32 protein-coding genes are annotated in these 18,210 nt (G+C 62.0%); 2 read left to right on the top strand and 30 right to left on the bottom strand.

Annotation, left to right across the window (positions count from 1 at the left end; translation table 11 throughout):
- Positions 1-50 precede the first annotated feature (50 nt).
- The 5 genes from rpsK to rplO form a co-directional block, all read right to left on the bottom strand.
- Positions 51-440 carry a 30S ribosomal protein S11 gene (gene rpsK, locus BMX04_RS07340; RefSeq protein ID WP_050663314.1) on the bottom strand — a complete coding sequence of 130 codons (390 nt, stop codon included), beginning with the start codon at positions 438-440 and terminating at the stop codon, positions 51-53.
- A 15-nt stretch (positions 441-455) separates the two neighbouring features.
- The gene (gene rpsM, locus BMX04_RS07335; RefSeq protein WP_050663315.1) at positions 456-824 is read right to left on the bottom strand and encodes a 30S ribosomal protein S13; all 369 of its coding nucleotides are present in this window, start codon (positions 822-824) and stop codon (positions 456-458) included.
- A gap of 199 nt (positions 825-1,023) precedes the next feature.
- On the bottom strand, positions 1,024-1,668 hold the full coding sequence (locus tag BMX04_RS07330; protein ID WP_074785648.1) for an adenylate kinase: 645 nt from the start codon (positions 1,666-1,668) through the stop codon (positions 1,024-1,026).
- Complete coding sequence (gene secY, locus BMX04_RS07325) at positions 1,665-3,029, bottom strand: preprotein translocase subunit SecY (protein ID WP_050663317.1); 1,365 nt, start codon at positions 3,027-3,029, stop codon at positions 1,665-1,667. Before secY ends, BMX04_RS07330 begins: the two co-directional genes overlap by 4 nt.
- A 112-nt stretch (positions 3,030-3,141) precedes the next feature.
- Positions 3,142-3,615 (bottom strand): 50S ribosomal protein L15, encoded by a 474-nt coding sequence (rplO, locus tag BMX04_RS07320; RefSeq protein ID WP_074785647.1) that lies wholly within the window; start codon positions 3,613-3,615, stop codon positions 3,142-3,144.
- A 425-nt stretch (positions 3,616-4,040) separates the two neighbouring features.
- Here rplO and BMX04_RS07315 point away from each other — a divergent pair, with 425 nt between their 5' ends.
- Positions 4,041-4,760: a vWA domain-containing protein gene (locus BMX04_RS07315; RefSeq protein ID WP_050663319.1), complete on the top strand. Its 720-nt coding sequence runs from the start codon at positions 4,041-4,043 to the stop codon at positions 4,758-4,760.
- A 19-nt stretch (positions 4,761-4,779) separates the two neighbouring features.
- On the opposite strand, the gene BMX04_RS07310 is transcribed toward BMX04_RS07315, so the two are convergent.
- The 19 genes from BMX04_RS07310 to rplB form a co-directional block, all read right to left on the bottom strand.
- Positions 4,780-5,217 (bottom strand): GFA family protein, encoded by a 438-nt coding sequence (locus BMX04_RS07310; protein WP_074785646.1) that lies wholly within the window; start codon positions 5,215-5,217, stop codon positions 4,780-4,782.
- A 216-nt stretch (positions 5,218-5,433) separates the two neighbouring features.
- On the bottom strand, positions 5,434-5,622 hold the full coding sequence (rpmD, locus tag BMX04_RS07305; RefSeq protein ID WP_050663321.1) for a 50S ribosomal protein L30: 189 nt from the start codon (positions 5,620-5,622) through the stop codon (positions 5,434-5,436).
- Between the two features lie 12 nt (positions 5,623-5,634).
- Positions 5,635-6,204, bottom strand: a complete 570-nt coding sequence (gene rpsE / locus BMX04_RS07300) for a 30S ribosomal protein S5 (protein ID WP_050663322.1) — start codon at positions 6,202-6,204, stop codon at positions 5,635-5,637.
- Between the two features lie 106 nt (positions 6,205-6,310).
- Positions 6,311-6,670, bottom strand: coding sequence for a 50S ribosomal protein L18 (gene rplR, locus BMX04_RS07295; RefSeq protein WP_074785645.1), 360 nt, complete (start codon positions 6,668-6,670; stop codon positions 6,311-6,313).
- Between the two features lie 11 nt (positions 6,671-6,681).
- Positions 6,682-7,215, bottom strand: coding sequence for a 50S ribosomal protein L6 (rplF, locus tag BMX04_RS07290; RefSeq protein ID WP_074785644.1), 534 nt, complete (start codon positions 7,213-7,215; stop codon positions 6,682-6,684).
- 12 nt (positions 7,216-7,227) lie between these two features.
- Positions 7,228-7,620, bottom strand: coding sequence for a 30S ribosomal protein S8 (rpsH, locus tag BMX04_RS07285; RefSeq protein WP_074785643.1), 393 nt, complete (start codon positions 7,618-7,620; stop codon positions 7,228-7,230).
- 13 nt (positions 7,621-7,633) lie between these two features.
- On the bottom strand, positions 7,634-7,939 hold the full coding sequence (rpsN, locus tag BMX04_RS07280) for a 30S ribosomal protein S14 (RefSeq protein ID WP_050663326.1): 306 nt from the start codon (positions 7,937-7,939) through the stop codon (positions 7,634-7,636).
- Positions 7,940-7,958: 19 nt separating this feature from the next.
- Complete coding sequence (rplE, locus tag BMX04_RS07275; RefSeq protein WP_050663327.1) at positions 7,959-8,522, bottom strand: 50S ribosomal protein L5; 564 nt, start codon at positions 8,520-8,522, stop codon at positions 7,959-7,961.
- The gene (rplX, locus tag BMX04_RS07270) at positions 8,515-8,826 is read right to left on the bottom strand and encodes a 50S ribosomal protein L24 (RefSeq protein WP_050663328.1); all 312 of its coding nucleotides are present in this window, start codon (positions 8,824-8,826) and stop codon (positions 8,515-8,517) included. Before rplX ends, rplE begins: the two co-directional genes overlap by 8 nt.
- Position 8,827: 1 nt before the next feature.
- Positions 8,828-9,196 (bottom strand): 50S ribosomal protein L14, encoded by a 369-nt coding sequence (rplN, locus tag BMX04_RS07265; protein ID WP_050663329.1) that lies wholly within the window; start codon positions 9,194-9,196, stop codon positions 8,828-8,830.
- Between the two features lie 78 nt (positions 9,197-9,274).
- The gene (gene rpsQ, locus BMX04_RS07260; RefSeq protein WP_074785642.1) at positions 9,275-9,505 is read right to left on the bottom strand and encodes a 30S ribosomal protein S17; all 231 of its coding nucleotides are present in this window, start codon (positions 9,503-9,505) and stop codon (positions 9,275-9,277) included.
- A gap of 12 nt (positions 9,506-9,517) precedes the next feature.
- Entirely contained in the window at positions 9,518-9,718 is a 201-nt protein-coding gene (gene rpmC, locus BMX04_RS07255) for a 50S ribosomal protein L29 (RefSeq protein WP_050663331.1), read from the bottom strand.
- Positions 9,719-9,979: 261 nt separating this feature from the next.
- Complete coding sequence (locus BMX04_RS07250) at positions 9,980-10,186, bottom strand: cold-shock protein (RefSeq protein ID WP_050663332.1); 207 nt, start codon at positions 10,184-10,186, stop codon at positions 9,980-9,982.
- Between the two features lie 210 nt (positions 10,187-10,396).
- Positions 10,397-11,017 carry a 2OG-Fe(II) oxygenase family protein gene (locus BMX04_RS07245; protein ID WP_074785641.1) on the bottom strand — a complete coding sequence of 207 codons (621 nt, stop codon included), beginning with the start codon at positions 11,015-11,017 and terminating at the stop codon, positions 10,397-10,399.
- Positions 11,018-11,243: 226 nt separating this feature from the next.
- A complete protein-coding gene (gene rplP, locus BMX04_RS07240; RefSeq protein ID WP_050663334.1) occupies positions 11,244-11,657 on the bottom strand; it encodes a 50S ribosomal protein L16 in 414 nt (137 codons plus the stop codon).
- A 13-nt stretch (positions 11,658-11,670) separates the two neighbouring features.
- On the bottom strand, positions 11,671-12,378 hold the full coding sequence (gene rpsC, locus BMX04_RS07235; RefSeq protein WP_074785640.1) for a 30S ribosomal protein S3: 708 nt from the start codon (positions 12,376-12,378) through the stop codon (positions 11,671-11,673).
- Positions 12,378-12,758 carry a 50S ribosomal protein L22 gene (rplV, locus tag BMX04_RS07230; RefSeq protein ID WP_050663336.1) on the bottom strand — a complete coding sequence of 127 codons (381 nt, stop codon included), beginning with the start codon at positions 12,756-12,758 and terminating at the stop codon, positions 12,378-12,380. Before rplV ends, rpsC begins: the two co-directional genes overlap by 1 nt.
- A 3-nt stretch (positions 12,759-12,761) precedes the next feature.
- Positions 12,762-13,040, bottom strand: a complete 279-nt coding sequence (rpsS, locus tag BMX04_RS07225; RefSeq protein WP_050663337.1) for a 30S ribosomal protein S19 — start codon at positions 13,038-13,040, stop codon at positions 12,762-12,764.
- A 3-nt stretch (positions 13,041-13,043) separates the two neighbouring features.
- Positions 13,044-13,886, bottom strand: coding sequence for a 50S ribosomal protein L2 (gene rplB / locus BMX04_RS07220; RefSeq protein WP_074785639.1), 843 nt, complete (start codon positions 13,884-13,886; stop codon positions 13,044-13,046).
- 335 nt (positions 13,887-14,221) lie between these two features.
- Here rplB and BMX04_RS07215 point away from each other — a divergent pair, with 335 nt between their 5' ends.
- Positions 14,222-14,569 carry a phasin family protein gene (locus BMX04_RS07215; protein WP_074785638.1) on the top strand — a complete coding sequence of 116 codons (348 nt, stop codon included), beginning with the start codon at positions 14,222-14,224 and terminating at the stop codon, positions 14,567-14,569.
- Between the two features lie 51 nt (positions 14,570-14,620).
- Here the strand turns inward: BMX04_RS07215 and BMX04_RS07210 are convergent, their stop codons facing one another.
- The 6 genes from BMX04_RS07210 to BMX04_RS07185 form a co-directional block, all read right to left on the bottom strand.
- Positions 14,621-14,989 (bottom strand): hypothetical protein, encoded by a 369-nt coding sequence (locus BMX04_RS07210; protein WP_074785637.1) that lies wholly within the window; start codon positions 14,987-14,989, stop codon positions 14,621-14,623.
- Positions 14,990-15,173: 184 nt separating this feature from the next.
- Positions 15,174-15,470: a 50S ribosomal protein L23 gene (locus BMX04_RS07205; protein WP_050663341.1), complete on the bottom strand. Its 297-nt coding sequence runs from the start codon at positions 15,468-15,470 to the stop codon at positions 15,174-15,176.
- A complete protein-coding gene (gene rplD, locus BMX04_RS07200) occupies positions 15,467-16,084 on the bottom strand; it encodes a 50S ribosomal protein L4 (RefSeq protein ID WP_050663342.1) in 618 nt (205 codons plus the stop codon). Before rplD ends, BMX04_RS07205 begins: the two co-directional genes overlap by 4 nt.
- Complete coding sequence (gene rplC / locus BMX04_RS07195) at positions 16,081-16,923, bottom strand: 50S ribosomal protein L3 (protein WP_050663343.1); 843 nt, start codon at positions 16,921-16,923, stop codon at positions 16,081-16,083. The genes rplD and rplC overlap by 4 nt, the downstream gene beginning before the upstream one ends.
- Positions 16,924-16,935: 12 nt before the next feature.
- The gene (gene rpsJ / locus BMX04_RS07190; protein ID WP_037273464.1) at positions 16,936-17,244 is read right to left on the bottom strand and encodes a 30S ribosomal protein S10; all 309 of its coding nucleotides are present in this window, start codon (positions 17,242-17,244) and stop codon (positions 16,936-16,938) included.
- A gap of 105 nt (positions 17,245-17,349) precedes the next feature.
- On the bottom strand, positions 17,350-18,210 hold an 861-nt coding region (locus tag BMX04_RS07185; protein WP_074785636.1), incomplete at its 5' end, for an elongation factor Tu.

Raw genomic sequence — 18,210 nt, 5'->3', positions numbered from 1 at the left:
ACGAAAAGGGGACCGCACCCTTGCGCGGCCCCGCTTTGATAGATGTCGGATCAGACCCGGCGGCGTTTCGGCGGGCGGCAGCCGTTATGGGCCATCGGCGTCACGTCACGGATCGACGTGATGTTGAAGCCGACAGCCGCCAGCGCGCGCAGCGCCGATTCGCGGCCCGAGCCCGGCCCCTGAACCTCGACCTCGAGCGAGCGCATGCCATGTTCCTGCGCCTTTTTGCCCGCATCTTCTGCGGCCATCTGCGCGGCATAGGGCGTGGATTTGCGCGAGCCCTTGAAGCCCATGGTCCCGGCAGAGGACCACGCAATCGCGTTGCCCTGCACGTCGGAAATCAGGATCTTGGTGTTGTTGAAGGAAGAGTTCACATGAGCAACGCCGGTGGCGATGTTCTTGGAGACCTTCTTCTTGGTGCGTTTGGTATCGCGTGCCATCTGGTCAGCCCTCCCTTATTTCTTCTTGCCGGCAATGGCCTTTGCGGGGCCTTTGCGGGTGCGTGCGTTGGTATGGGTGCGCTGACCGCGAACCGGCAGGTTGCGGCGGTGACGCAGGCCACGGTAGCAACCCAGATCCATCAGGCGCTTGACGTTCATCTGCGTCTCGCGACGCAGGTCGCCTTCGACGGTGTAATTCGCGTCGATATGCTCGCGCAGGGCCAGGGCTTCGGCATCCGAAAGCTCGTTGACGCGACGCGAGACGTCGATGTTCACGGCTTCGCAGATGGCCTTGGCCGAAGAGTGGCCGATTCCGGTGATGTAGGTGAGGGCGATCGGGACCCGTTTGGAGGTCGGGATATTAACGCCGGCGATACGTGCCAAGTGTCTTTTCCTTTTTCGTTGCGGTTCCGTAGCTCCAGAACCTTTTTTCACAACGTAAGCCCGAGGCGGTTTTCGCTCCGGGCCGCAGCTGAATTCGGATTGTCGATTCGAGGCCGGGGGCGACCCGGCGAGAATCAATCTCGCGTTCGAGATAGGGCTGGTTATGGGGAAATTAAGGGGGCGTCAAGCCCCCGTTCCGTCATTTGTCAAGTGCCGCCGCAATCGCCGCCTTGACCTCGTCGATGTCGCCCAGACCGTCCACCGAGGCAAGCTGCCCGTTGGCATAGTAATAGCCGAGCAGCGGCGAGGTTTTCTTGTAATATTCCATCAGCCGGTTGCGCAGGCTGTCCTCGTTATCGTCGGAGCGGCGCTTGATATCGGTGCTGCCGCATTTGGCGCATTTGCCGTCCGCAGGCCAGGGCTTGGTGATGTCGTTATAGACCTCGCCGCAGCCGCCGCAGGTCGAGCGCGCGGTGATCCGTTCGACCAGCGCCTCGTCATCAACGCGCAACTCAACCACCGCATCGAGCGTCTCGTCCTGCTCTTCCAGAAGGTCGGCCAGCGCATCGGCCTGTGCCAGCGTGCGCGGAAACCCGTCGAAGATGAACCCGCCCTGCTTGTTGCCCTGCAGCTTCTCGCGGATCAGGCCGATCACGATATCGTCGGTGACCAGATCGCCACGCGCCATCACGTCGGCCACGATGCGGCCCATCTCCGAGCCGCTGTCCTTGGCCTCGCGCAGCATGTCACCGGTCGAAAGCTGGATCATATCGCGGCTCTCGACGAGGTGATGCGCCTGCGTGCCCTTGCCCGCCCCCGGCGGCCCCAGAAGAATGATGTTCATCGACGTGCCCCTCCCTTGCGACGGCCTTTCTTGCGACCTTTGCCGCTGAGCTGCGATTTCTCGATCAGCCCTTCGTATTGATGCGCGAGCAGGTGGCTTTGCACTTGCTGGATCGTGTCCATCGTCACCGAGACCACGATCAGCACCGACGTGCCGCCGAAGTAAAACGGAATGGCGAACTGGTTGCGCAGCACCTCGGGCAGAAGACAGACCGCCGTCAGATAGATCGAGCCCAGCACGAGGATACGGTTGACCACGTATTCGATATATTCCTCGGTCCGCTTGCCCGGGCGCACGCCGGGGATAAAGCCGTTCTGGTTCTTCAGATTCTCGGCCACGTCATCGGGCTTGAAGGCCACGTTGAACGTGTAGAAATAGGTGAAGAAGATGATCATGGCCGCGAAGAACAGCAGGTAGAGCGGCTGACCGGGGCCGAAATAGGCCATGATCGTGGACATGATCGGATTGGTCTGATTGCCCGAAAACGTGCCGATAGTCGCGGGCAGCAACAGCAGTGACGAGGCAAAGATTGCCGGGATCACGCCCGCCGGGTTGACCTTGACCGGCAGATGCGACGAGCCGCCGTCATAGACCTTCATCCCCACCTGGCGTTTCGGATACTGGATATGGATCTTGCGCAGAGAGCGCTCCATGAACACCACGAAGGCGATCACCGCGACCACCATGAGCATCACGCCCACGATCACCGCCGGGCTGATCGCGCCCGAGCGACCAGAGGCAAAGAACTGTGCGAGGGCTGCGGGGATCTCGGCGATGATGCCGACAAAGATGATCAGCGAGATGCCGTTGCCGACGCCGCGCGCGGTGATCTGCTCGCCCAGCCACATCAGGAACATCGTGCCGCCGACCAGCGTGATCATGCAGCTTGCGATGAAGAAAAGGCCGGGATTGGTGACCATGTCGCCCGATTGCAGGCTGACCGCGAGGCCGTAGCTTTGCAGTGTCGCCAGACCCACCGTACCGTAACGCGTGTACTGGTTGATCTTCTTGCGGCCCTGCTCGCCCTCTTTCTTGAGCTGCTCCAACTGCGGCACCATCGCCGTCAAAAGCTGCACAATGATCGACGCCGAAATATAGGGCATGATGCCGAGCGCAAAGATACCCATCCGGCCAAGCGCGCCGCCGGTGAACATCGAAAGCATACCGCCGATCGTCGCCTGCGCGCCGTCCATGAATTCGCGGAGCGCCGCGCCGTCGATCCCCGGCACCGGGATGAAGGTGCCAAGCCGATAGACGATCAAAAGCCCCAGCGTGAAGAGGATGCGCTTGCGCAACTCGGTGGCCTTGCCAAGCGCGGACCAGCTTGTGTTGGCCGCCATTTGCTCTGCTGCAGATACCATTCGCGGGTCTCTTTCATATGACAACGCCGCCTAGGGCTGTTTTCCAGCTCAGGCGGCGTCAAAAGGAAAACTCGAGGACTATGTAAGCGGGCGCAGGCCCGCTCACAACCTCTTATTCAGCGGCCTGCGCTGTTGTGACCGAGAGTTTGCCCCCGGCCTTCTCGACCGCGTCGATGGCCGACTTGGAGGCACCGGTCACGGCGATGTCGAGTTTCGCGGTCACCTCGCCCTTGGCCAGAACGCGCACACCGTCGAGCTTGCGCCGCACGAGGCCCGAGGCCACGAGCACGTCCTCGGTGATCTGGGTGGAGCCGTCGATCTTGCCCGCCTCGATGAATTTCTGAATCAGGCCGAGGTTCACCACAGCAAAGGATTTGCGGTTCGGCTTGTTGAAGCCGCGCTTGGGCAGACGCTGATAGAGCGGCATCTGGCCGCCCTCGTAGCCCTTGATGGCCACACCCGAGCGGGATTTCTGACCCTTGATACCACGGCCACCCATCTTGCCCATGCCGGAACCGGGGCCACGGCCGATGCGTTTCTTGGTCTTGGTTGCGCCGGGATTGTCGCGCAGTTCATGCAGTTTCATTGTCGCTATCTCCTTGCCGGATGCGGCCCCCAGCGACGGGAGCGGCCGAACGCGGCTTGCGTGAAAGGTTGAGTCGGGCCCTCGGGCCACCGTGGGCGTATAGACCCGGCCCGCCCCGGGATCAAGGGCCGAGTTGTGGGCCTGCGTCGCGGTGCTGAAAGCGGGGCATGGCAAAAATCCACACCGTCATCGTCCGGCCTGACCGGACGATCTCCCCCGTGTCGTGCCACAAACCCCGTCATCGTCCGGCTCGACCGGACGATCTCCACCACATCGCGCTACAAACCCCGTCATCGTCCGGCTCGACCGGACGATCTCTCGGGCAACAGATCCTCGGGTCAAGCCCGAGGATGACAGTTCACAAATTGCATGTATGGACAACCGCCCCGCCTGCGCTAGGCTGACCTAGTCACCTCGGAGACCCCATGCGCGCCCTGCCCCTCACCCTCGCCCTCGCCCTCGCCACCCTGCCCGGCCCCGCGCCACAGGCGGCCACGGGCTGCGCGCGCGATGCGATGCTGGTCTTCGACGGATCGGGCTCGATGGACGAGGTGGGCCATGACGCAACCGCCCCCACCCGGATCATCGACGCCCGCCGCGCGGTGCGCGAAGCGATGCCCGACATCGCCCCCTATCGCCGCGTCGGTCTGCTGACCTACGGCCCCGGCGGGGCGCATGCCTGTTCGGGGATCAACCTGCGCTTTGCCCCGCGTGCCGATGCGGGCGCTGCGGTGGTGGCCGGGATCGACACCCTCTCGCCCGGCGGCCTGACCCCGCTCGCCGCCTCGGTCAGAGCGGCGGTCGAGGTTCTGGGAGAGGACGGTATCGTCGTCCTGGTCACCGATGGCAACGAGACCTGCGGCGGCACGCCCTGCGCGCTGAGCGCGCATCTGGCCGAAACAGCGCCGGGGCTCACAGTGCATGTCATCGGCTTTCGCGTGGTCTATGACCCGTTCTCATGGAACAGCCCCGAGGCGGGTGACTATGACGGCCAGACCGTGGCCAAATGCCTCGCCGATGCGACCGGCGGGCTGTTCGTCTCGACCGAAACGGTGGACGAGTTGTCAGACGCGCTCCGCGTCACGCTGGGATGTCTGGTGGTGGGCGAAGCGCCCCGGCGGATCACCCCGCGCTTGCCGATCTGATCCGCCGGGGCAGCAGTGCTTAAGACGGCGCAGGCCACTCGAAATCGGGGCGCAGCGCCTCGTAGACCGGGCGGCCGTCGCTTGGCTTCGGCACGCCGCTCGTCGGGTCATAGAAGGCGTGATACGGGGCCGGGGCGATCTGATCATCATAGCCCATCAGGTTGGGCACGATGACGCGGATGCGGCTCTGCTTGTCGTCGAGCATTATCGGCGCACCGCAATCCGCGCAGGTGCACAGCTCCAGCGGACCATCGGGATTGTTGGCATTGAACGGCTGGCGCTTCAGACCGGCCTCGTTGTCCACCGCCACATCGCCATGCTTGAAGAACACGACATGGGTGGTGTCCTGTCCTGTGACGCCCTTGCAGACGGAACAATGACAGGTGTGATTGTCGATCGGGTCGTGATCGGCATGCGTGTGGATATGAGCGCAGCCGCCGGAATATTTATGTGACATGGTGTCCTCCCTCAAGGAATGCGCGCCCGGGGGCAGACCGCCGACCAGGCACACCGGGAGAATACCACGGCCCCCCGCCCGGATGGCAGAGAGACAAAAGACTCGCGTGATAGTGTAACGAAAATCGCCCCGATCATCTCTGACCGGGGCGTTGTCTTGGGGCAGGTCGGAAACTTAAAAAGTTTCCGGACCGTTTTCTTTTCAAGAAAACGGCGCTCAGCCCTTTTCCTCAACGATCTCGACCATGTGCGAGACCTTGGCGATCATGCCGCGGACGGCGGGCGTGTCTTCCAGCTCGCGCGTCTTGTGCATCTTGTTGAGGCCCAGGCCGATCAGGGTCTGGCGCTGCTTTTCGGGGCGGCGGATCGGCGAGCCGATCTGCTTGACGACGATGGTTTTTGCCATGTTCCGGTCTCCTTACGCTTCTGCCGCATCGGCAGCAGCCGGCGCTTCGTCACCCCGTTTCAGGATGTCGGCGACCTTCTTGCCACGGCGCTGTGCGACCATGCGCGGGCTGGTCTCTTTCTGGAGACCGTTCAGCGTGGCGCGGATCATGTTATAGGGGTTCTGCGACCCGTTCGACTTGGCGACCACGTCCTGAACGCCCAGCATCTCGAACACGGCGCGCATCGGACCACCGGCGATGATGCCGGTACCCTGCGGGGCGGTGCGCATCACGACCTTACCGGCACCGTGGCGACCTTCCATGTCGTGGTGCAGGGTGCGGCCCTCGCGCAGCGGCACGCGGATCATCGCGCGCTTGGCGGCTTCGGTGGCCTTGCGGATCGCCTCGGGGACTTCCTTGGCCTTACCCTTGCCAAAGCCGACACGGCCCTTTTGATCGCCAACAACGACCAGAGCGGCAAAGCCGAAGCGTTTGCCCCCTTTTACGGTTTTCGATACCCGGTTGATCGCAACCAGGCGATCAGCGAATTCAGGGGTTTCGTCGCGGTCACGCCCGCGCCCCCGGTTGTCATCTCTTGCCATTCTCGGCGTCCTTTCGATGCGGCACCGCGTGGTGCCTGATATTGTTCAATCCAGGTGAGCCAGAGCTCCCGGATCATCGAGGCGGCCCCGAAGGGCCGCCTGCGCTTTAGATTTTCAGACCGGCGTCACGCGCGGCATCGGCCACGGCCTTGACCCGACCGTGGAACAGGAACCCGCCCCGGTCGAAATAGGCCTCGGTGACGCCCGCCTTCTTGGCGCGTTCGGCAATCGTGGCCCCGATCTTGGTGGCGGCCTCGACGGAGCACTTGCCCACCAGCCCGAGATCCTTTTCGAGGGTCGAGGCGGCGGCGAGCGTCACACCGTTGACGTCGTCGATCAGCTGCACGCTGATGTTCTTGTTGGAGCGGTGAACGCTCAGGCGCGGACGCCCTGCATTGACCTTGCGGAGTTTGTTCCGAACGCGCAGGCGGCGTTTGAGGAACAGTTTTCTTTTGCTGTATGCCATAGCTCGCGTCCTTACTTCTTCTTGCCTTCCTTCTGGAAGATGTACTCGTCCTTGTAGCGGATCCCTTTGCCCTTGTAGGGCTCGGGCCGCCGCCAGTCGCGGATATTCGCCGCAACCTGACCGACGAGCTGCTTGTCCGTGCCTTCGACCACCAGTTCGGTGGGCTTGGGCGCGGTGACAGTCACACCTTCCGGAACAGCGAAGTCGACGTCATGGCTGAGACCGAGGTTCAGCTTGAGGACGTTGCCCGCCATCTGCGCGCGATAACCGACGCCGCGGATTTCCAGCTCTTTCTTGAAGGTTTCATTGGCCCCGTGCACCAGGTTGGAGATGACCGTGCGGGTCATGCCCCATTGCTGGCGGGCGCGCTTGGATTTGCCACGCGGCGTGACGGTGATCAGGCCATCCTCGATGGTGATGGTCACATCGTCAGTCGCCGTGAAGGCCTTGGTTGCCTTCGGGCCCTTCACTTCGATGGTCTGGCCCGACAGCGTCGCGGTGACACCATTGGGCAGAGCCACGGGTTGTTTTCCGATACGAGACATGTCCGGGTCTCCTTAGAATACCGTGCAGAGCACTTCGCCGCCAACATTGGCTGCGCGCGCGGCTGCATCCGACATCACACCCTTGGGGGTGGAGACAATCGACACACCGAGGCCCTGACGGATCTGCGGAATGTCCTTGACGCCCATATAGACGCGACGACCGGGCTTGGAGACCCGCTTCATTTCGCGAATGACAGGGGTGCCCTCGAAATACTTCAGGCTGATTTCGATCGCCGGGTGACCGTTTTCGCCCGTGACCTGTTCATAGCCGCGGATGTAACCCTCTGCCTCCAGAACGTCGAGCACGCGCACGCGCATCTTCGAGGCCGGGGTCAGCACCGTGGACTTGCCGCGCATCTGGCTGTTGCGGATACGGGTGAGCATATCGCCGATAGGATCGTTCATATCTCTGCCCTCCTCACCAGCTAGATTTCACAACGCCGGGCAGCTGCCCGGCAGAGCCCAGATCGCGCAGCGCGATACGGGAAATCTTGAGTTTGCGGTAATACGCATGCGGACGACCGGTCAGCTGGCAACGGTTGTGCAGCCGGGTCGCCGAGCTGTTGCGCGGCAATTGTGCCAGCTTCAGGGAGGCGCGGAACCGCTCTTCCATCGGCTTGCTTTCGTCACTGATGATCTCTTTCAGCGCGGCACGTTTCTTGGCGAAACGCTCCACCAGCTTCTGGCGCTTCTTCTCGCGCTCGATCATTGCTTTCTTAGCCATAAATCTATCCTCCCCCGGCTCAGCTGTTGAAGGGCATGTTGAACAACTTCAACAGCGCCTTGGCTTCAGCGTCGGTCTTCGCCGTGGTTGTGATGATGATGTCCATACCCCACACTTCGTCGACCTTGTCGAAGTTGATTTCGGGGAAAACGATATGTTCCTTGAGGCCCATGGCGTAGTTGCCACGCCCATCGAACGATTTGCCCGGCACGCCGCGGAAGTCGCGGATACGGGGCATGGCGATGGTGATCAGGCGATCGAGGAAATCATACATGCGGTCGCCGCGCAGCGTGACCTTGGTACCAAGCGGCATGTCCTCGCGAACGCGGAACCCGGCGATCGAGTTGCGGGCCTTGGTGACGACGGCGCGCTGACCGGCGATCAGGCTCAGGTCTTCCTGAGCGGATTTCGCCTTCTTGGAGTCGCGCACGGCCTCGGCGCCGCAGCCGATGTTCAGGACGATCTTGTCCAGACGCGGGATCTGCATGTCGTTGGTATAGCCGAACTCTTCCTTCAGAGCAGGCTTGATCACCTCACGGAACTGCGTGCGCAGACGCGGGGTATAGGTTGCTGTATCAAGCATCGATCACGTCCCCCGTGGTCTTGGCAAAACGCACCTTCTTGTCACCTTCGATCTTGAAGCCGACGCGGGTCGGTTTGCCGTTCTTGTCGACAATCGCCAGGTTGCTCAGGTCGATGGGCATCGCCTTGGGCAGGCGGCCCCCTTGGCTGGTCTGGCTCTGACGGGTATGGCGGATCGCCATGTTGACGCCCTCGACCACGGCCTTGCCGGATTTTGGATCAACGCTGGTGATCGTGCCTTTCTGGCCCTTGTCCTTGCCGGCCAGAACGATCACGCTGTCGCCTTTTTTAAGTTTGGCAGCCATCTTACAGCACCTCCGGGGCGAGCGAGATGATTTTCATGAAGTTCTTGGAGCGCAATTCGCGCACGACCGGCCCGAAGATACGGGTGCCGACAGGCTCGCCCGCATTGTTCAGGATGACGGCGGCGTTGCGGTCGAACTTGATGGCGGTGCCGTCTTCGCGACGGACCTCCTTGGCGGTGCGCACGACGACGGCCTTGCGGACGTCGCCCTTCTTCACGCGACCGCGCGGGATGGCTTCCTTGACCGAGACGACAATGATGTCGCCCACGGATGCGTATTTACGCTTGGAACCACCCAGAACCTTGATGCACTGAACTCGGCGTGCGCCGGAGTTGTCAGCAACATCCAGATTGGTCTGCATCTGGATCATTTGGTTTCTCCCGACCTATGGGGGGCGATGCAATGCCTGGTCCCCAGGGTTTCGACAATGCCGAAAGGCGCTGTTGGCTTACGCCTCCAGCACCTCCCAGCGTTTCGTTTTCGACTTCGGCGCGCATTCGATGATCCGAACGGCATCGCCGACCTTGTAGGCGTTGTTCTCGTCGTGAGCCCGGTACTTCTTGGACTTACGGATGGTCTTCTGCATCACCGGATGCTTGAAGCGGCGCTCGACCGATACGGTGACGGTTTGGGCATTGGCGTCAGAGGTCACGACACCTTGAAGAATACGTTTGGGCATCTCAGGGGCTCCTTACTCTGCGGCCGCTTGGGCTTTTTCGTTCAGAATGGTCTTGACGCGCGCCGCATCGCGACGGGCCTTGCGCATCTGAGCGGGGTTCTCAAGCTGGCCGGTGGCCGCCTGAAAGCGCAGGTTGAACTGCTGCTTCTTCAGGGTGGTGAGTTCCTCCCGGAGCTGGTCCGGGGTCTTGTCACGCAGTTCCTTGGCGTTCATCGCCTTTTCCTTTCTCAAAACACCGGACGGCCCCTGACGGTTGGTTCAGGGTCACCCGAAACCCGGTGGATGAATTGCAAAACACGCGAATCCCCGGGCAGGCCCAAGGGTCGCGGATTGGCGCTCTATAAGGGAGGCCGCCGCATAGGGCAAGAGGGAGTTTGGGAAATCCTCCGACCGACCCGCACCGCGCCTCCACGCCATGCAACGAGAAACGGCCCCGGGTTCCCCCGAGGCCGTCCCAAAGTCCGGTCAGATCGCTTATGCGAGCTGCAGGTTCGACGCGCTCTCGCGGCCGTCACGGCCGGATTCGATGTCGAAGGTCACTTTCTGGTCATCGGCCAGGCCGGTGAGGCCGGCGCGCTCGACTGCGCTGATGTGGACGAAAACGTCCTTGCCGCCATTGTCGGGCGCGATAAAGCCGAAGCCTTTAGTGGAATTGAACCATTTTACGGTGCCATTGGCCATGGGTAGTCTCCTGATGTTGTGCTGCCCGCTTGAGTGCGGCAGCCGCGGCGTGGTCGGTCTGGATCGAGAAACTGACCGCCGGTTTAGAGGAGACAGGTATCGAAAAAGAATAACGTTAGCAGCGTCCATATGCGCGCGAATGGTCCATTTTGCAAGAGGCAAGTTCAAATTACCGGCTTTTCCGGGGCTTATAAGCCCCACACGGCGGTATCAGGCCCAGGAATAATTGAAGCTGACGCTGATCCGATCCTCTTCGGACATGTTCAGCGGCACCTCGTGACGCAGCCATGATTCCCACAAGAGCACATCGCCCACCTGCGGCTTGGCATAAACGAAGGTCTGCAACTCCTCGCGCGCGCCCTTGCGGCGCGGCGGCGCGGCCATCATCCGCGCCGAGCGCGGGTCTTCCAGCTTGAGCGCGCTGGCATCCTCGGGCATGGCCACATAGGTCGTGCCCGAAATCACCGAATGCGGGTGGATGTGGCTGCCATGGCTGCCGCCCTCGGGCAGGATGTTGATCCAGATATCCTCCAGCTTGAGCGCGCGCCCGTCGAGATCGAACTCCAGATCCTCGGCAAACGCCGCCACATGCGCATCCAGCGCCGTGACCAGGTCGGCGAAGATCGGAAACCGCCACGGCAGATCGGTCAGCGAGGCATAGGAGGTGTAGCCGGGATAGCCCTCACTCTCGCACCAGTCCTGCCCCGCCTCGTCATCCTCGGCGATGGAATAGCACGACGCCTCCAGCTCTTGGGCGTCGATGGCAGGGCCGTGCTCGCTCAGGGCGGCACGGTAGAGGCGGGTCACGAAGAGAGAACGGATCTGGGACATGCCCCGTTCCTAGCGCAGCCTCACGCGCGAGGCGAGAGGCAAATTCACCGCGCAAGCCGCTTGCAAGCGGCTTGGCCAAGCGCCTTGCAAGGCGCGTCTCACGCGGTTTGAAAACCGCGTCACAAGCCCGTTGCAACGGGCTTGCCGCCCGCCCAAACGGAAGCCCCCCGCACGATCGCTCGCGCGGGGGGCCAATATTAAAGGGTGAGGTGTCACCCCACCGGCCTTACCAGTCCTCGCGGACCACGACCCGGGTCTTGACCGGCAGCTTCATCGCGGCGAGGCGCAGGGCCTCCAACGCGACCGCTTCGCCGACGCCGTCGATCTCGAACATCACACGGCCGGGCTTGACCTTGCAGACCCACCGGTCCACCGAGCCTTTACCCTTACCCATGCGAACCTCGATCGGCTTGGCGGTCACCGGGGTGTCCGGGAAGATCCGGATCCAGACCCGGCCCTGACGTTTCATGTGACGCGTCATGGCACGGCGTGCCGCCTCGATCTGGCGTGCGGTGACACGCTCGGGCTGTGTGGCCTTGAGACCGAAAGACCCGAAGTTCAGATCAGAGCCGCCCTTGGCTTCGCCCTTGATCCGGCCTTTGTGCATCTTGCGGAATTTTGTACGCTTTGGTTGAAGCATCTGTCATTCCTCCTTAACGGCGGCCGCCGGCGCCACGGGGCGCGGGACCATCCTGGAGTTCCTGGGCCTTGCGATCACGCGCACCGGGATCGTGCTCCATGATCTCACCCTTGAAGATCCAGACCTTGATGCCGATGATGCCATAGGCCGTGGTCGCCTCGATATTGGCATAGTCGATATCGGCGCGCAGGGTATGCAGGGGCACGCGGCCCTCGCGATACCATTCGGTCCGGGCGATTTCGGCGCCACCAAGACGACCTGCGACGTTGACCCGGATACCCAGGGCCCCCATGCGCATCGCGTTCTGCACGGCGCGCTTCATCGCACGACGGAACGACACACGACGCTCAAGCTGCTGCGCGATGCTGTCACCCACAAGGGCGGCATCGAGCTCGGGCTTGCGCACCTCGACGATATTGAGGTGCAGTTCGCTGTCGGTGATCTTGGCCAGCTTCTTGCGCAGACCTTCGATATCCGCGCCCTTCTTGCCGATGATCACGCCGGGACGGGCGGTGTGGATCGTGACGCGGCACTTCTTGTGCGGACGCTCGATGATCACACGGCTGATGCCGGCTTGCTTGCACTCTTTGTTGATGAACTCGCGGATCGCGAGATCCTCGAGCAGAAGATCACCGTAATCCTTGGTGTCGGCATACCAGCGGCTGTCCCAGGTGCGGTTCACCTGCAGGCGCATGCCAATCGGATTGACTTTGTTACCCATTAGGCTTGCTCCTCAATTTCACGCACCTTGATCGTCAGTTCCGAGAACGGCTTTTTCAGCGCCCCGAACCGGCCACGCGCCCGCGGACGGCCACGCTTCATCACAAGGTTCTTGCCGACATAAGCCTCGGCCACGACCAGCTCGTCCACGTCGAGATTGTGGTTGTTCTCGGCATTGGCGATCGCCGATTGCAGGCACTTCTTGACGTCCTCTGCGATCCGCTTGTTCGAGAAGGTCAGATCGGTCAGCGCCCGGTCCACCTTCTTGCCCCGGATCATCGCGGCGACGAGGTTGAGTTTCTGCGGGCTCGTGCGCAGCATGCGCAGCTTGGCCATCGCCTCATTATCCGCCACGCGGCGGGGATTCTTATCCTTGCCCATGGCTTATTTCCTCTTCGCTTTCTTGTCCGCCGCATGCCCGTAATAGGTGCGGGTCGGTGAGTATTCACCGAATTTCTGACCGATCATGTCTTCGCTCACATTCACCGGAATGTGCTTGTGGCCATTATAGACGCCGAACGTCAGACCCACGAATTGCGGCAGGATCGTCGAGCGGCGCGACCAGATCTTGATGACTTCCTTACGCCCCGACTCGCGCGCTGCCTCGGCCTTTTTCAAGACATAGGCATCGACGAAGGGGCCTTTCCATACAGAACGTGCCATGTGTTAGCGGCCCTTCTTCTTGGCGTGACGCAAGCGCAGGATAAGAGCCTGCGACGCCTTGTTCTTGTTGCGGGTGCGCGCGCCCTTGGTGGGCTTGCCCCAGGGCGTGACCGGGTGACGACCACCCGAGGTCCGGCCCTCACCACCACCATGGGGGTGGTCGATCGGGTTCATCACGACACCACGCACCGACGGGCGGATGCCCTTGTGGCGCATGCGGCCCGCTTTACCGTAATTCTGGTTCGAGTTGTCGGGGTTGCTGACGGCACCAATGGTGGCCATGCATTCCTGACGCACGAGCCGAAGCTCGCCCGAGCTCAGACGGATCTGCGCGTAACCGCCATCGCGACCGACGAATTGCGCATAGGTGCCAGCGGCGCGTGCGATCTGCCCGCCCTTGCCGGCCTTGAGCTCGATGTTGTGAATGATCGTGCCGATCGGCATGCCCGAGAACGGCATCGCGTTGCCCGGCTTGATATCGGCCTTGGCCGAGGCGACGACCTTGTCGCCGATCGCCAGACGCTGCGGCGCCAGGATATAGGCCTGCTCGCCATCTTCATATCTGATCAGCGCGATGAACGCGGTGCGGTTCGGGTCATATTCGATCCGTTCCACGACTGCCGAGATGTCGAGTTTGGTACGCTTGAAATCGACGATGCGGTAGAGGCGTTTCGCCCCGCCGCCCTTGCGACGCATCGTGATCCGTCCGGTATTGTTCCGGCCGCCATGCTTGGTCAAACCCTCAGTGAGGGATTTGACCGGACGTCCTTTCCACAGCTCCGAACGGTCGATCAGCACCAGCCCGCGCTGGCCCGGCGTCGTCGGCTTATACGACTTGAGTGCCATGCTTTCTGTCTTCCGTTTAGCAAACGCGTGCCCGAAGGCCCGCTATGTAAGATGGGTTTCAATCCCACCGTGGTTATAGGCCCCCGAAGGTGCCCGGCTCTTCGTTGCCCTTGCGAACAACAGCGAAGCCCCGGACGAATCCGGGGCCTTGCGGATGGGCTCTGATAGGGGAGTGTCCGTGCCCGGTCAAGGGGGTGAGCACAGAATCGCGCCATTAGACACAGATCAAGGTCTGCGTGGCACGACCGGTTTAAAATGCACCCCTAGAATAGCATATCGGCAATGACACGCGCCGCCTACGCGCGCGCAACCGATCCGGACAAGGGAGACCGACCATGACCAAATCCGCAAAGAAAACCACCGCCAAACCCGACACCACGGCCCTCACCTCCGCCATGGCCGCCGGGAACCCTGCCGCCCGGATGTGGCTCGACATCATGGCCGAGAGCACCCGCTTCGTCTCCGAGCGCCTGCAAAACGATCTTGAGACCCAAAGGGCAATGCTGCGCTGCCAGAGCCCGGCCGATCTCGTGCAGGTACAGTCGGATTTCATCCGAAAGGCGGTGGAGCAATACACCTCCGAGGCGCAGCGGATGTATCAAATCATGACCCAGGTCACGGGCGACGCGGTCAAGGACACCAAGACGGGCACCAAGCGGGGGTATGACGATATTCCGGTGTAAGGTCGGACCAAAAGCCGCGCGGTGATCAGGCAGGGCTTACAGGCGGAACCATCAGAACAGCCCTTTCAGGATTTGATACCCGATCAGAATAACGGCCCACTGCCCGAGAGCGGTGAGGATTGACGCTAGACCGAACATCATATGACGAAGAAGAAACGCTGTCGGGATCAGGCTGAGTGAATGGGGTGTCCAAGGCCTAAAACTCTTTTCGTGCACAAAGAACGAGTGACCTGCCCCGTACATACACCGGATGAGTTTTGCGCGGGACGGGGGGGCGCCGGTGCGTTTCGTGTAGTACTCGATGAACTCGTCTTTGTAATTGAACACCGGGAAAACAGAGGCCAGCAAAAACCCGGAAACCCAGAGTGATACGCATGCCCCAGCGAAAAATCCGAACATGAGCAGAAAAACCGACCACATGCCGACAACCTAGTCTTTCACCCCGACCCCGGACAAGCCTACGCCGCCTTCCTCGTCTGAACAAGACGTGCTAACCGAAGCGTGAGCAACACCCCAAGCGCATCAACACAACACACGAAAAACCCCGGCCACTTTCGCAGCCGGGGTCTTTCATTCCGTAGGGTGGGGTTTCACCCCAGCATGATCACAGACCCGTGGTCACGTCGATCGTGTTGCCTTCGACCAGCGTCACATAGGCTTTCTTGACGTCGTTCCGGCGGCCCATCTGGCCACGGAAGCGCTTTTGCTTGCCCTTGGTGATCGTGGTGTTGACGGCCTTCACCTTCACCCCAAAGAGCGCCTCGACGGCCTCCTTGATCTGCGGCTTGTTGGCGTCGATCGCCACCTCGAAGACAACCGCCCCGTTCTCGGAGGCCATGGTCGCCTTTTCGGTGATCACCGGCTTGCGGATCACATCGTAATGTTCAGGTTTCGCGCTCATTTCAACCGAGCCTCCAGTGCTTCGACACCCGCCTTGGTCAGCACGAGCGTGTCGCGCTTGAGGATGTCATAGACGTTTGCGCCCATCGACGGCAGCACATCGAGACCCTCGATATTGGCCGCGGCCCGGGCGAACTCTGCATTCACCTCGGCCCCGTCGATGATCAGCGCGCGCTTCCAGCCCATGTCCTTGACCAGCTTGGCCAGGGTCTTGGTCTTGCCGTCGCTCTCGGTGTTCTCGATCACCACCAGCTCGCCCGCCTTGACCTTGGCCGAGAGCGCGTGCTTGAGACCGAGCTGACGCACCTTCTTGGGCAGGTCATGCGCGTGGCTGCGCGGGGTCGGGCCCTTGTATATACCACCCTTGCGGAAGATCGGCGCGTTGCGGTCGCCGTGGCGTGCGCCACCGGTGCCCTTCTGGCGATAGATCTTCTTGGTGGAATAGCTGGTTTCCGACCGGGTCTTGACCTTGTGCGTGCCAGCCTGCGCCTTGTTGCGCTGCCAGCGGACGACACGGTGCAGGATATCCGCGCGCGGTTCCAGGCCGAAGATGTCTTCGCCCAGATCGACCGAGCCGGCCTTGCCGCCGTCCAGTTTGATCACGTCGAGTTTCATTCTTCGCTGTCCTTCTTCTCGGCCTCGATTTCAGCCTCGGCCTCTTTCAGCGCGGCTTCTTCTGCGGCGGCCTGCTCTTCGGCGAGGCGCTTGGCTTCTTCTTCGGCCTCGGCGGCAGCGGCGGCGGCGGCTTCTTCAGCGGCCTTCGCGGCCTCTTCAGCGGCCGATTTCAGCGCGGCAGGCAGGATGGCGTTCTCGGGGAACGGCTTTTTCACCGCGTCCTTGATCGTCACCCAGCCCCCTTTCGATCCGGGCACGGCGCCCTTGATCATGATCAGGCCACGGTCTGCATCGGTGCGAACGACCTGCAGGTTCTGCGTGGTGACGCGCGCGGCGCCCATGTGACCGGCCATCTTCTTGCCTTTGAAGACCTTGCCGGGATCCTGACACTGACCTGTCGAGCCGTGCGAGCGGTGGCTGATCGACACACCGTGGCTGGCCCGCAGACCGCCAAAGTTGTGGCGCTTCATCGCACCGGCAAAACCCTTACCGATCGAAGTGCCCGAGACGTCCACGAACTGACCTTCGAAGTAATGGTCAGCGGTGATTTCCTCGCCCACATTGATCAGGTTCTCAGGCGCCACGCGGAATTCCGCGACCTTGCGCTTGGGCTCCACCTTGGCCACGGCGAAATGCCCGCGCATGGCCTGCGTCGTACGCTTGGCCTTGGCGGTGCCTGCACCGAGTTGCACGGCACTATAGCCGTCTTTCTCAGGGGTGCGCTGTGCCACCACCTGAAGTTTGTCCAATTGAAGAACAGTCACAGGAACCTGCTTGCCGTCTTCCATGAAAAGCCGGGTCATGCCGACTTTTTTCGCGATCACACCAGAGCGCAACATGTCTTGCCCTCCTTAAACCGAAATCTGCACGTCCACGCCAGCGGCGAGGTCGAGCTTCATCAGCGCGTCCACCGTCTGCGGCGTGGGATCGACGATGTCGAGAAGACGCTTATGCGTCCGGATCTCGAACTGGTCGCGGGATTTCTTGTTCACGTGGGGGCCACGCAGAACGGTGAATTTTTCAATCTTGTTCGGCAGCGGAATCGGCCCGCGCACCTGGGCACCGGTCCGTTTGGCGGTGTTGACGATTTCCTGCGTGCTGGCATCCAGCACACGGTAGTCAAACGCCTTGAGCCGAATGCGAATGTTCTGGCTTTGCATTGGTCTAGCCTTTCGCGGCATTGGAGTTGATAGGAGGAAGGCCGGACCACCCGGCCTCCCTCTTCGAACCCTGCCCCGGAGCCATGCCCCGGGGCCTGATGGTTGTTACTCGATGATCTTCGCGACGACGCCGGCGCCGACGGTGCGGCCGCCTTCGCGGATGGCGAAGCGCAGGCCGTCTTCCATGGCGATCGGGGCGATCAGCTCGACCTCGAACTTGAGGTTGTCGCCGGGCATCACCATCTCCGTGCCCTCGGGCAGGTTCACCGTGCCGGTCACATCCGTGGTGCGGAAGTAGAACTGCGGGCGGTAGTTGGCGAAGAACGGCGTGTGACGGCCACCCTCTTCCTTGGTCAGGATATAGGCCTCGGCCTCGAACTTGGTGTGCGGCTTGACCGAACCGGGCTTGCACAGCACCTGGCCACGCTCCACGCCCTCACGGTCGATACCGCGCAGCAGCGCGCCGATATTGTCGCCCGCCTCGCCACGATCCAGCAGCTTGCGGAACATCTCGACACCGGTGCAGGTCGTCTTGCGGGTGTCCTTGATGCCGACGATCTCGAGCTCGTCACCGACGTTCACGACGCCACGCTCGACCCGACCGGTCACAACCGTGCCACGGCCGGAAATCGAGAACACGTCCTCGATCGGCATCAGGAAGGGCAGGTCCACGGCGCGCGCCGGCGTCGGGATATACTCGTCCACAGCCGCCATCAGCTCCTTGATCGAGTTCTCGCCGATCTCCGGATCGGTGCCGTTCATCGCCGCCAGCGCCGAACCCTTGACGATCGGAATGTCGTCGCCGGGATAGTCGTAGGAGGTCAGCAGTTCGCGGATCTCCATCTCCACCAGCTCCAGCAGCTCCTCGTCATCGACCTGATCGACCTTGTTCATGTAGACGACCATGAACGGAATGCCGACCTGGCGACCCAGCAGGATGTGCTCGCGGGTTTGCGGCATCGGGCC

This window comes from Roseovarius tolerans, assembly GCF_900109855.1.
In the GTDB taxonomy this organism is placed as follows: domain Bacteria; phylum Pseudomonadota; class Alphaproteobacteria; order Rhodobacterales; family Rhodobacteraceae; genus Roseovarius; species Roseovarius tolerans.
Note: the sequence above shows the minus strand (reverse complement) of the source record. Positions and strands in the feature narration are given on the sequence as shown.